Origin of the sequence: Pandoraea horticolens (genome assembly GCF_902459555.1) — a bacterium.
Classification (GTDB): Bacteria; Pseudomonadota; Gammaproteobacteria; order Burkholderiales; family Burkholderiaceae; genus Pandoraea; species Pandoraea horticolens.
The window spans coordinates 233,052-245,466 of record NZ_CABPSM010000003.1 but is presented as its reverse complement, the minus strand read 5'-3'; the positions used below and the strand labels follow the sequence as shown (position 1 = coordinate 245,466).

5 protein-coding genes are annotated in these 12,415 nt (G+C 64.9%); 1 reads left to right on the top strand and 4 read right to left on the bottom strand.

The genetic code is table 11. The features are described from left to right. Positions 1-79: 79 nt before the first annotated feature. Positions 80-1,210 (bottom strand): hypothetical protein, encoded by a 1,131-nt coding sequence (locus PHO31112_RS07755; RefSeq protein ID WP_150619970.1) that lies wholly within the window; start codon positions 1,208-1,210, stop codon positions 80-82. Positions 1,211-1,648: 438 nt separating this feature from the next. On the opposite strand from PHO31112_RS07755, the gene paeA reads away from it, so the two are divergent. After that, positions 1,649-2,986 (top strand): polyamine export protein PaeA, encoded by a 1,338-nt coding sequence (gene paeA / locus PHO31112_RS07750; RefSeq protein ID WP_150619969.1) that lies wholly within the window; start codon positions 1,649-1,651, stop codon positions 2,984-2,986. Here paeA and recD read toward each other — a convergent pair. Genes recD through recC form a run of 3 tightly spaced genes read right to left on the bottom strand, consistent with a single transcriptional unit; the run spans position 2,958 to position 12,366 of the window. After that, positions 2,958-5,111 carry an exodeoxyribonuclease V subunit alpha gene (recD, locus tag PHO31112_RS07745; RefSeq protein ID WP_150619968.1) on the bottom strand — a complete coding sequence of 718 codons (2,154 nt, stop codon included), beginning with the start codon at positions 5,109-5,111 and terminating at the stop codon, positions 2,958-2,960. The two genes, paeA and recD, sit on opposite strands and share 29 nt — an antisense overlap. After that, positions 5,108-8,944 (bottom strand): exodeoxyribonuclease V subunit beta, encoded by a 3,837-nt coding sequence (recB, locus tag PHO31112_RS07740; RefSeq protein WP_150619967.1) that lies wholly within the window; start codon positions 8,942-8,944, stop codon positions 5,108-5,110. The genes recD and recB overlap by 4 nt, the downstream gene beginning before the upstream one ends. Then, a complete protein-coding gene (recC, locus tag PHO31112_RS07735) occupies positions 8,941-12,366 on the bottom strand; it encodes an exodeoxyribonuclease V subunit gamma (protein ID WP_150619966.1) in 3,426 nt (1,141 codons plus the stop codon). The genes recB and recC overlap by 4 nt, the downstream gene beginning before the upstream one ends. Positions 12,367-12,415: the final 49 nt, after the last annotated feature.

Below are 12,415 nucleotides of genomic sequence, written 5' to 3'. Positions count from 1 at the left end.
CCAACGCGCCCAGGTAACACCGGGCGCGTTTTTTTATGGATGACGCCTAACGATCGGGCGTGTGCCTGGCCGGCGGCGCTTACCGCTGCGCCGACGCATCGGTGGTGCCGTCGGCCGGCGCCGTAGGCAAACCGCGCAGGGTGAGTTGGTTGCGCAGCCGCTGCGTCGCGATGTGCGGCGGCTTCGACGACATTGACGTTGCCAGCGCCGTAAATGACTTCGTGTTCGATGCGGGCAACGCCGCCGCGTCCATCACTTCCACGTGGCGCATCTCCCAGTGACGCTCGCCGAGTTGCTCGATGCCGAGGGTGAGCTTAACCCAGTCGTCCGAGCCCAAAGCGACGGCGGGCGGCAAATCGGATCGCACCATTGCCTGATGCATCGGCAGGCCGTCGGCATATCCCACGCGAAGCATCCATTCCGTGCTGGCACGCGTGGGCAGAACGCGAGCCCCCTGATGCAGGCGCTCGCACACCTTCGCGATGAACGTCGCAGGCGACTCCAGTTCGTCACACGCTCTCGACCACTCTTTTTTGCCAGCCAGCGCCGGGTGGCCCGTCCACCGCCGCGCGGTATCCGCGACGATGGCCGTCACGTCGTCACGGCCGGTATCGAACGGCACGGTGCCGTTGCGCCCCCCCGTACCGAGTAACGATCCGCACACGATACCCCGGCAAATCTGCGCGCGCTCGCTGCGGCCGTAGGGCATGCGGACCGGATGACTGCTGCTGTCGACTGACACGATCCGCGGATTGACGTTCTGTGCGCTGGCGCAAACATGAAGGGTTTCCACGGCGGACGCGATCAGCACCGGCTGCGCGCCTCGCCCCGCGCCGCTCGTGGGGGCGGCCAATGGCGCCAGCAGCACATTAACGCTGTCCGCGTCGACATGCCCCGGCAGGTACGGGCCGAAGGATGTCCCCGGCGAGGCTTCGGGTTCCGGCGACGAGCCGAGGAAATCGTTGATGAATTGCTTGTTCAAGTTTTGTTGCATCGGCACGGCTTGCGGGTCACGAATCACCGAAGGATGTATCAAACTGCCAACGCCAGCGTTGGCAACCCTCACCAGCGGAATCCCTTCAGGGCTGGCAAGTCCCGCCGCCGGATCGAGGACGATAGGCGTCGGTGCCGCAATATTGCCCATGCCGGGCGGGTAGTGAGATGCCTGTATGCCGTTCATCGTGGTACGTTCCTCAGGAAAGAGAAGCATGGCTTATTGCCACGGCCCCGACACTGCGTCGAAGCGGTTTTCACGATGCCCGAGGGGGCGAACGCCCATTGTCGGTTCTGTACACGAGGTCTCGCGGCTCGGGTAAGGCACCGCCCTGAGGTAGACAACGGCCGCGAGTCCTCACCCACCCCAACAGGAACCGCTGTCGGCCCGCCCCGAACTTATGGCATGCTATCGGACAGCGGTACAGCCGACGCGGCTGACGCGGCCCGCCAGACGGGGCACACGGCATATTCGCTCGCCGTTGGCGCCGGACTGGGGACGCGCTTCCCGCGCTCCAGCCCGAAGACATCTCAAAATGATGGCCCACAGGCCTTGTTTTGAAATGTTTCCCTGCTACCGGACCCTTCCCCGTGCAAACGGGTCCGGCCTGCGTCGCGGCAATGTACCCGCTCTCGCACTTACAGGGATAACAATATGAGTGGTTACGGTTTTCTTTTCAGTATCTTTTTGCTGGTTCTGGTGAGCGCTTTCTTTTCCGCCGCCGAAATCTCTCTGACTGCCGCCAAGCGCACCAAGCTGCAAGTACTCGCGGAAAAGGGGGATCTGCAGGCCGGTAAAGTGCTCGCGCTCAAGGAGCAGCCCGGCAGCTTCTTCACCGTCGTGCAGATCGGCGTCAACGCGGTCGCCGTGCTTGGCGGGGTGCTCGGCGAGAGCTTCCTGACCAGTTACCTGTTCGGGTGGCTCTCGACGTTTATCGATCAGGCGCTCGCCTTGCGCCTCGCCGGCATCGGCTCGTTCCTGTTCATCACGATTGCCTTCATTCAGTTCGCCGATCTGATTCCCAAGCGTCTCGCAATGGTCAATCCCGAGCGTGTCGCCACGGGCATCATCGATCCGATGCTGCTTTGCCTGAAGATCCTGCGCCCGCTCGTCTACCTGTTCAACGGAGTGGCGAACCTATTTCTGCGTCTCCTCAAGTTGCCCACGCACGCCATCGAGAACATCACCTCGGAAGACATTGCCGCCATGGTCGGGGCAGGCGCGCAAGCCGGCGTGGTCCGCAAACAGGAACTTCATCTGATCGAAAACGTGTTCGAGCTGGAATCGCGCACGGTCGGGTCGGTCATGACGTTTCGCGACGACGTCGTGTACTTCACCATCGCGGAAGAAGAGCGCAGCATTCGCCAGAAGATGATCGAAAGCCCGCACTCGAAATATCTCGTGTGCCGCGACGAGATCGACAACGTGCTCGGCTACGTCGACTCGAAGGATTTGCTCCAACGCATTGCCAGCGAAGACCTGTCGAGCGTGATCCGCAATCTGGATCGCCTCTACGCGAAGAAGCTGCTGGTCATTCCGGACACGCTCAATCTGTCCGAAGCGCTGGCGCGCTTCAAGGAAACCCGCGAGGGTTTTGCCGTCATCATCAACGAATACGGTCTGGTCGTTGGCGTGGTGACACTCAACGACATCGTCGGCGCACTCATGGGCGACGTCATTCACCCCACCGACGAAGATCAGATCGTGCAGCGCGACGACCACTCGTGGCTCGTTGACGGTGTGACGTCGGTCGAAGACGTGAAAAAAGCCCTCGATATCGACGAGCTTCCCGGCGAAGGCGAGTTTGAAACCATCGCCGGTTTCATGATCTACCAGCTCAAGCGCATTCCAAAAAAATCCGAAGCGACCGAAGCCGCGGGCTACAAATTCGAAGTGGTCGACATCGACAACTACAAGATCGACCAGTTGCTCGTCACGCGTTTGGGATCGGTGTCCGAAGCCACTATCCCGACGTCGAATCCGGCATCGTAGCCAGCACCTCTCGCAACCGGTCGGTCAATCCGCCATCGCGCTGCGTCGGCCGCGCGATGGCCGACGCGATCACCGGCCAAGGCGCGTACAGCCACGCTTGACGGCGTGCCCGTGTCACCCCCGTGTAGACCAGCTCGCGCGACAATACCCGGCTCGCCTGCTCCGGCAGCACCATCGCAACACGCTCGAACTCCGAACCCTGCGACTTGTGAATCGTCATGGCGAACGCTGTTTCGTGCGCAGGCAGACTGGCGGGCGAGTAGAGGCGATACCCGCCGTCCGGTGTGGCAAACGCCACACGCAGCGTGCCGGACGGACCAAGAGGTAGTGCGATGCCGATGTCGCCGTTGAACAGGTTCAGTGCGTACTCGTTCTGCGTCACCAGCACCGGGCGTCCTGCAAACCATGCGCCGCCGCCGGCACCGAGCGCTACGCCGGCGCGACGCGCCAGCAGCGCCGTCAGTTGTGCGCCGAGAAACTCGACACCCCGCCGCCCGCCGCGCGTCGCGCACAACACACGGAACTGGCCGAACGCCGCAAATACCGGCTGCGCGACCATGGCGATATCGGCCGTGGTGGCCGCCGCAGGGTCGCCCAGTTGTCCGATCGTCGTCACCGCGTCGGCCAGCGCATCGAGGTACGCCGAATAGCCGTCGGCCAGCGCGTTCAGATGGGCGGGCGACAATTGTATGCCGCCATCCTCGCTGAGCATTACCCGGTCTGCGCCCTCCGTGTCGCCCCCCTCTTCCTGCGCACGATGCTCCTGCGATGCGGTGACGTGCGAGCGCGCGTCACGCTCGTTGTCAGGGATGGTGAACTCCTTTCGCGCCTCGATCACCTTGCCGGCCTTGATCGCGGTAGCCAGCCGGCCAATGGCGGAGTGCGCCCCGAAGCGATAGGTACGCTCCAGCCACACGACGGTGTCTTCCAGTCCCTGCGATACGGGCGCGTTTCCTCCGGCCACCCCCTGATTGCCATCGGCAATGGCGACGGCGGCCAGCGGCCCCGACCGGGGCGGCGCTTCTGCGGGCCATTCCAGCGCGGATAACAAGCGCGAACGCATGTCCGGGGAAAACGCCCGTTGCGCACTCAACTCCCCGAATACGGCTCCCGCTTCGACTGCCGCCAATTGGTCTTTGTCCCCCAGCAGGATCAGACGCGCACCTTCGGGCACGGCTTCGAGCAATTGCGTGGCCATCGACAAATCGATCATCGATGCCTCATCCACGACGATCAAATCGTAGGGAAGCGGGTTGCCCGCGTGGTGGCGAAAGCGCCGGCCGACCTGCTCCGCAGACTCGGGCAAGACGCCAAGCAGCCGGTGCAGCGTCACCGCCGCTTCGGGCAGCGCCTGACGTACCGTTTCCGGAAGGTCCTGCCGTGCAGTCAACGCCTCCTGCATACGCTGTGCCGCCTTGCCTGTGGGCGCGGCGAGCGCCACCCGCAGGTTGGCGTCGCGCTCGAGCAAGCACGCGAGCAAGCCCACCACAGTGGTCGTCTTGCCTGTGCCGGGGCCGCCACTGAGCACCACCAGCGAACGTTGCAGCGCGAGCGCTGCCGCCGCCATCTGCCAATTGGGCTCGCGTTGCCCGTCGGGCGAGGCGAGCACGCCCTCGCCGAAATAGCGCCGCAGACGCGCGCGATCGTCGGACGTCACCGGCGTGCGGACGGTCGACGACAGTTTCCGTCCAAGCGCCGCCGCCAGACGCGCCTCATAACCGTAGTAACGCGCCAGGTAGAGCCGATCCTGATCGTCGATCAGCAACGGGAAGGCATCGGCCTGCGCGTCGTCCGTCAGGGCCAGCGCGAGACTGGCGCGTGCGCACAAGCCGCTGGTGAAGAGCGCATCCCGCCAAACGGACAAGGCCGGTGCGTCGCCGGGGAACAGCTCACCGCTGGCCTGCGCGTCGAGCAGATTATCGAGCGGCACGCAGACGTGACCTTCGGCCGTGGCGAGACTTACCGCGAGCGCGGCACGCCAGACGTAGCGGCACGTCACATCGTCCGCACCATGCCCGCGTGCGAGCAGCGCCATTCGACGTGCGAACCCTTGCGCCAGTCGCACCACGCCGCTATCGGCCATCGGTGCACCCGATGCATCGCCCGTATGACGGTGATCGCTCATACGCCCTCCCCGTCGAGCACCGCGTCATCACTGCGCGAGTCAAGCGCCAGCGCTTGCACCAGGGCTGGGTTTTCGCCCGCGGAGAACAAACGGTCGAGCGCGTCGACCATCTCGCGCGACGGCTTGTCGAAGAAGACACCCGGCACATCGTCACCGGCCGGATGCGCACTGGCCCAGTCGGGCCGAACGCCCCGGACAAAGAGGTAGAGGCTGCCCCCCATGTCGCGGTCGTAATCGTAATGTGTCATACGTCGTTGCAAATAACGGTGCAACGCCAGGGTGTAAAGCAGATATTGGAGGTGATAGCCATGCTCGACCATCGCTTCGCGCAGGCCGTCGGCACCGTAGTTCTCGGGTGCCGTGCCGAGGTAATTCGACTTCCAGTCCAGAATCCACCATTGCCCGCCATGACGGAACACCAGATCGATGAAACCCTTCAGATAGCCGCGCAACACGGTGGCGTCGAGCGGCAAATCCGGGTATCCGAACTGGCGCAACAAACCACGCAACGCATCGAGCGACACGGCATCGGCTGGATAGGTGAACTCCATTTCGGTGAGCCGCTCCGCCAGCGCGACGTCAGCCAAATGCAGACCGGGACGCAGCGGTGTCGCCAGGGTGTCGGCCAGCATGTTCATCATCATGACCCGCCACGTATCGTTGAGTTCGGCGCCCCGCCCCGGCGGACGCTCACGCAGGGCCCGCGAGACAGCATGCGGCCACTGCGCACGCGACTGGAAATCGGCCAACTCAAACACACGGTGCAAACTCTCGCCGGCGGCTGGGCCGCGCGGGAAACGGAGAATGTCGTCAGCCGGTGGCCAGGCATCGTCACCCTCGGGCGGCAAGGCGAACGTCGGCCCCGCATTCGCTTGCGCATCGTAGTCGGGACGCGTGCGCTCCGGCGCACTGAGCTGACCGCCCCCCAGTTGCGGGCCCGCGTGCATTCCGGCCAACAATCCGGAGAAGCTGCCGATGCGCCAGACTTCACGCAAAGCCCGCGTACTGGCACGTGTGGTAATTTCGGGTGCCGCGTCGTGTGCGAGGCGCGTGCCTGCGTCGAGCGCATCGCCTGTCGGCAACGGCACGACAGCCAGCGGGCCGCCGACAAGCGCCTTCCATGCCGATCGGATGATGGCAACCCGTTCGTCGGTATCGACCGTCGACGTAATCCACGCGTCGAACGGCACGCCCTGCCCGGCGGCCAACCAATTCAGCATGCCGCCGCACGCCTCTTTCACGCTCCGGCGCGACGCGTAAATACCCGCCGCCAGATAGCAACGATAGACCGCACGTGTCAGCGCAACATACAGCAGCCGCGCCTGCTCCGCCGACTGCTCCTGCCGGAGCGCGGCCGCCGCCGGAGAGCCCTTACCGGCGGCATCGGTAAAGTCGATCACCGCCGTGGGGCCGTCGTGGTATTCAAGTCCGTCGAGGCTGCCGCCGTCGCGCACCGCTCCATCCCAAAGGAACGGACAGAAAACCACGCCGTACTCGAGCCCCTTCGACTTGTGAACGGTCACGATCTGCACGAGATTCTGGTCCGACTCGAGACGCAACTGCGCTTCTTCACCGCCACTCGCATTGCGTTGCGACGCCAGCCAGCGCAGCAGCGCAGGCATGCCCGGCTGCTCGGCCCAGCGCGCCTGCGCAAGCTCTGCCAGATGCATGAAGTTCGTCAGGCGCCGCTCGCCGCCCGATTGCGCCACCAGCCGTGCCGCCAGCCCCAGTTCGCGCATGAGTGTGCGCCACATGGCCGAGAAACCACGATCGATCCACAACTGACGATACCGCTGCAACCGCTCGATCCAGGCGATCGCTTCCGCATCGGAGGCTTCGCTGGTCTGCATGCGATACAAGGCTGTTGCATCGAGCCCGAACAGTTCGGTGGCGAGCGCCGCCCGCAATGCGCGCACATCGCCGGGCGATTCCACCGCGCGTAGCACCCGCAGCAGCGTTTCAGCTTCCTCACTCGCAAACACGGAGTCCTGCGTCAGTTCTACACTGCCCACGGCATGTTCCGCGAGCATCGCCTTCATCAAGGCGCCTTGCCGGTGCGTCTGCACAATCACCGCAATATCAGCCGGCGCAAGCGGCCGCTCGCCGACGAGGACTTCGCCATGCGACGCGCCCGCCAGCAAACGCGCCACCTCGGCGGCGGTTGCGCGCGCACAGGCCTGTTGCGCGTCGTCTTTGGACAGCGGTTCGTCATCGTCCGGCAACCACCAGACAGTGAAGTCGGCCACCTCGCGAACGTCCGACAGCGGCGGGCGCCGGCGTGCCCCCGGACGCACCGGCGGATACTCGAGTCCTTCAAGCACGAACGCCCGGTCGTTGGCACCGAACAGGCGATTGCCCGCCTCAATGATGGCCGGGGTCGAGCGCTGATTGACAGCGAGCGTGTACGCCGCGTCGGCGTTCTCGCGCGCCGCCAGATAGGTATGGAGGTCCGCTGCGCGGAAGCTGTAGATCGCCTGTTTCGGATCGCCGACCATGAACATCGGTCCCGGCGTCTCATTCGGCGCAGACACCGCCCGCTGTCCATACACCGCACTGAAGATGGCGAACTGCAGCGGGTCGGTATCCTGAAACTCGTCGATCAACGCACAGGGGTAACGCGAGCGCAAGGCGTCGGCCAGATCGGGATGCTGAGTCAGCGCGCGTGCGATATTGCCAAGCAGATCGTCGAACGACACCACGCGTAACTCGCGTTTGCGAAGCGCCAGTTGGTCGGGGGCCTGGATCAGCCACTCGCGCAAAATCCGTAGCCATTGCATTGCGTAACGTTCGTCCGCATCGACGCGCGCGCGTACGAGAACGTCGGCCATGTCGAAGAAGCGGTGATCCGGCGGCGTCTCGCCCTTCTTGATGTCCTTGGCCAGCCGCGTTGTCGTGAGCAACGCTGCCTTGGGACTCAGCAGCGCAGCGGCGTCGCGCGCCCCCAGATAGCGCTGCCATGCCGAGACAGCTTGCGCGAGCGACGTCTCGTGATAGATGTTCTTCTTGTACGACGGCAATGCGGCGCGCATCAGATCGGCAATCGCCGATGCCTCGGCTTCCCAGCAGTCGGACGCCGCTGCGTAGATCGCGAGCAACTCGGCATCGGGCGACGCTTGCGCTTCCCCCTCCACTGCCTCAGGCCAACGCAGCGCCGACATCGGCTTCTTCAGCCGGCGCGCCAGTTGGTCCGTGAGCGCGCCCGGCGTGCGCTTGCGATCTACCAGCCATGCAGCGAAACCATCGTCCTGCGCCGCCAGCGGTTCGACCACGCGACGCCAGAATTCGACCGCCAGGTCGTGTCGCACACCATTGTCGTCCGGCACCAGTTCGTAGGCGAACGGCAACCCGGCGGCGAACGGCACCTCCGCGAGCGCACGTTGGCAGAAACCGTGAATCGTATGAATGGATGCCTGATCGAAGGCTCGCAACGCCGTTTGAAGACAGTCGCGAATCGCCTTCGGCGTCATCTCACCGCGCTCGATCAACCCGGCGATCATCACGTTGAACAGAGGGTCGTCGCTGGCATCGGGGTCGAAGTCGGGGAATTCGTCTTCGGTGTCTTCGTTCGTCGCGTCTTCGTCCTCCCCGAAAACCGGCGCCATCGCGGCGACCAGCCCAGCCAACCGCCCGCGGATGCGCTCACGCAACTCGGCCGTCGCGGCATTGGTGAAGGTGACGACGAGAATCTGCTCGACCGTCAGTTGTTTTTCCAGCAGCAAGCGCACGTACAGCGCACAGATGTTCCAGGTCTTGCCGGTACCGGCCGACGCCTCGATGAGGCAAACGCCATCGAGATCGCAACCGAAGACGTCGAGGTCGATGAGTTGGGTCATGCGCCCTCCACAACGTCGAGGTGCTGCACCACCGGACCGAATACCGTGTTGGCGAGCAAGTCGAATGGCGACGCCAGTGGGTTCTCAACCCCACGCCAGAGCAATCGCGTGTAGGGATCGTCCGCGTCACCGCGCGCGAAGGCCGAACCAAGCCACGCGCTCTCGGCCTCGCCAGGCTTGCCGGTGCTCGCCAGCTTCCAGGCGCTGCGGGCAAAGAACGGTAGTGGCCGGGTCTGCCCCAGCCGGTACAACGCCACCCACTGCCCCAGAAGCGTCGCCGCATCGTCGACCGGACGCAAGGCAAACGTCTCGTCTTCACCGTACCAAAGGGTTCTGGCCGCCACATCCAGCCCGGCATGCTCTGGCTGCTGAAGATGCGCACAAAGCGCGAGATGCGCCAACCATGCCGCCAGCAGATCGCTCGGACGCATGCTGCCGTATCGATACATCACCAACCCGTAGCGAGACACCGGCGCCAGACGCCCCTGCAACAGGCAATCCGCAGACAGGGTCACGTCGCCGTGCCACGCCGCATCCGTCGACTCGCGCCATGACGGCGGCAATGCCGGCTTCAAGGGCAACGTTGCCAGCAGCTCTTGCGCGCCCTCGGCCTGCGCTTCTCTCACCTGCGCCGCCAGCGCACGCAGGCCGCCCAGCTCCCGTCGGCGCCAGACGGCACCGGTCGCGCCGCCCGGCAACTCGTGGCTCACATTCGCAATACGCTCAATGGCGTCGACGTGCGTGCGCATATCGCGCCCATCGCGACGCAGAAGCCGCGGCAACAGTCGCGCCGCCAGCGCATCACGTCCGGCCCAATCGAGCACGAAGGGCTCTTCGTCTTCAACTTCCGTCAGCATCTCGCCAAGCGACAGACCCAGTCTGTCGCGCGCCCAGGCTCGGCCCGGGTGACGCCAGAAGCGCAGCAGATCGTCGAGTGTCAGATGTGTTTGCGCAATCGCGGGCAACGACTCGCGAACAAAAGGCGCAGCGGGAGCCTCCGGCGCCGGAGAAGCCAGTTGCTCCGCCAATTGCCGCGCCGCTTCGCCGTTGGACACGTCGTAGCTAAAGAGAGACGCATCGCGCCCGTCGAAATACGCCGGAGAAAACGGCTGCAACGGATGCAGCACCACCAGACGCTCGCGCGCTTCGCGCTGATCGTCGAGGGTGTATCCCTGTGATACCGGCGCCAGAAACTGCCCGGTGAAGTCGAGCAGTTCGTCCACTGCGGTCGACGGTGGCAATGGCGCGTTATCGCGAACGCTTCGCCCCGTATACGTCATCAGAAACCGATCCTGCGCACTCAACATCAGATCGAGAAAGAGATTGCGCTCGTCGTCACGGCGCTGGCGATCGCCGCGCTGCGGCAGCGCACGCATCAGATCGAATTCGTCGGCACGTACGCGCCCCGGCAGCACCCCGTCGTCCATCCCGAGCATGCACACCACGCGGTACGGTAGCAGTCGCAGGCTCGGAATCGCCGCGAACGTCACCCGGCCCGACGGCACACCGCCACGGGTCGGGTCGTCGAGCGCATCGGCCAGCACACGCGACACCACTTCGACCGGCGCCCGCACCTCGGGCGCACCGTCGGCAATGGCGGAACCGATCTGTTCGATGGCCATACGCACTTCGGCGACATCGTCGGCAAAGCGGGGTTCGTCGGAGAAGAATTGCTCCAGCATGGCCAGCAACTGATCACGCCACGCGAGCCCCGTGCGCTCGGTTTGCAACGTCACGGCTGTCGCATCGAGATCGTCGATCAGCCGCGCCAGTTGCCCCAGAAGTTCGGCACGCCCACCTTCGATTCCCCCGACAGGGAGCCAATCGTCGACCGGCAGCGCATCGTCCGGCAACGCATAGCCGAGGAACAACCGCATCATGGCGTCACCCAGCGTGTGCCGCTCCAGCGCGGGTGCAACGCCCGCCCCGGCGGCCGGCAGCGTAGCCGGACGCTGGGTGTCGAGTCGCAACAGCGCATCGCCGCGCCAGCCGCGACGGGCGCCGGCGGCGTGCAGCCAGTTCTGAATGGCGTCGAGCACGTTGCCGCCGAGGTCATAGCGTTGCGCGACGGCCTCCGTGCGCGCCAGTTCCACCAGACTCGATGCCGCTACGCGTTGCTGCGGCAACGCCAGAATCGAGGCAAAGGCACGGGCGACGGGATTGGTTCGCGTTGGCGGCAGACCGGTAACCAGATAGGGAATGCGAGGCGTCGCAGTACCGAACACGGCATCGATGAGCGGCGCCGCCCGGCCCAGATCCGGCACGGTTATCAGCACATCATCGGGACGCAAGTCCGGAATCTCGTCGAAGCACGCCAGCAATCGATCGTGCAGCACTTCGATCTGGCGGGCCAGGCTATGGCACACATGCACCTGAACCGATCCGTCGGCGTCGACGCCATCGGGCGGGCCATGGCGGCCGTCGTCCAGCGTGAGAATGCCGTTTTGCAACGCGCCGAGCAATGTCGGCGCGGGATTCGGTTGGAACAGCGCCCTGTCCTCCACGGCTTGCGGCGCCAAATCGGCATACAGCGCGTCGATATGCGACTGTGTCTGCCGCCCCCACTCGGCGAGCAATGGGTGCCCCACTTCCCGGTGCGCGGCACCGTCACGGCGCGTCAGGTACGACAGGCGCGACGGCGGCACGATGTCGAACCAATAGCTTTCGCACGGATTGAGAACATACAGGTGGACATCGATCAGGCGAGACATCGCCTTGAGCAGCGTCATCGACAGCGGCGGCATCGACGACAGCGCGAACACCGAGACACGCGAGGGCCATCCGACGGGCACCGTCTCAGGCGTTAGTTGCTCGAGCCGGTCGATGGCGCGCAGCGTCGGGTGACGCTCGCGAATCTCCAGATGCGCCAGCACCTGCCGCCACAACGCACTCTGCCACGCTTCGTCGTCGCGCTGCACCTCGCCCCAGCCCGTTGCCGCCCCCGGCTCGATGGTGTCGCCCGATTGCCACCGTTCGAGCCAGTTCGGCCGGTATGTCAGGTATTGATCGTAGATATGCGCCAGACGATCGGCCAGTTCGAAGCGCATGACATCGTCCGCCCCCGACAGATAGCCCGCCAGACGCGGCGAGGCTTCCACCCACGGTTGCGCCAGACATTGATACAGCGGCCAGACGAGGCGGTCCGGCGCAAACGGCGAACTCTCCGGCACCGTGAGCAGCTTGCCCGCCATGTCCCACAGCCATTGGGCGAGATAGGTCAGACGGACGTTGGCGCACACACCGAAGACATCCGCATAGTCCAATTCGAGCCGGCGCTGCACCGCCACACTTGGCACGACGATGGTTTCCGTCTCGAACGGATTGCCGGCGTCGCCGGCACTGCCGCCGGGCGCCTGGGCAAGATCGCGCAACAGCGCGGCTTCGAGCGTGGTGAACCGGTTGGAAAAGAATAGGTGGAGCATGCGGGCATGGTGGGTTGGCGAGTCTGTTCGCAAGCATAGCAAATGCCCC

Excerpts from the sequence above, each read along its gene's own strand:
- PHO31112_RS07755 (WP_150619970.1), bottom strand. The coding sequence starts at position 1,210 with ATGCTTCTCTTTCCTGAGGAACGTACCACGATGAACGGCATACAGGCA.
- paeA (WP_150619969.1), top strand. The coding sequence starts at position 1,649 with ATGAGTGGTTACGGTTTTCTTTTCAGTATCTTTTTGCTGGTTCTGGTG.
- recD (WP_150619968.1), bottom strand. The coding sequence starts at position 5,111 with ATGAGCGATCACCGTCATACGGGCGATGCATCGGGTGCACCGATGGCC.
- recB (WP_150619967.1), bottom strand. The coding sequence starts at position 8,944 with ATGACCCAACTCATCGACCTCGACGTCTTCGGTTGCGATCTCGATGGC.
- recC (WP_150619966.1), bottom strand. The coding sequence starts at position 12,366 with ATGCTCCACCTATTCTTTTCCAACCGGTTCACCACGCTCGAAGCCGCG.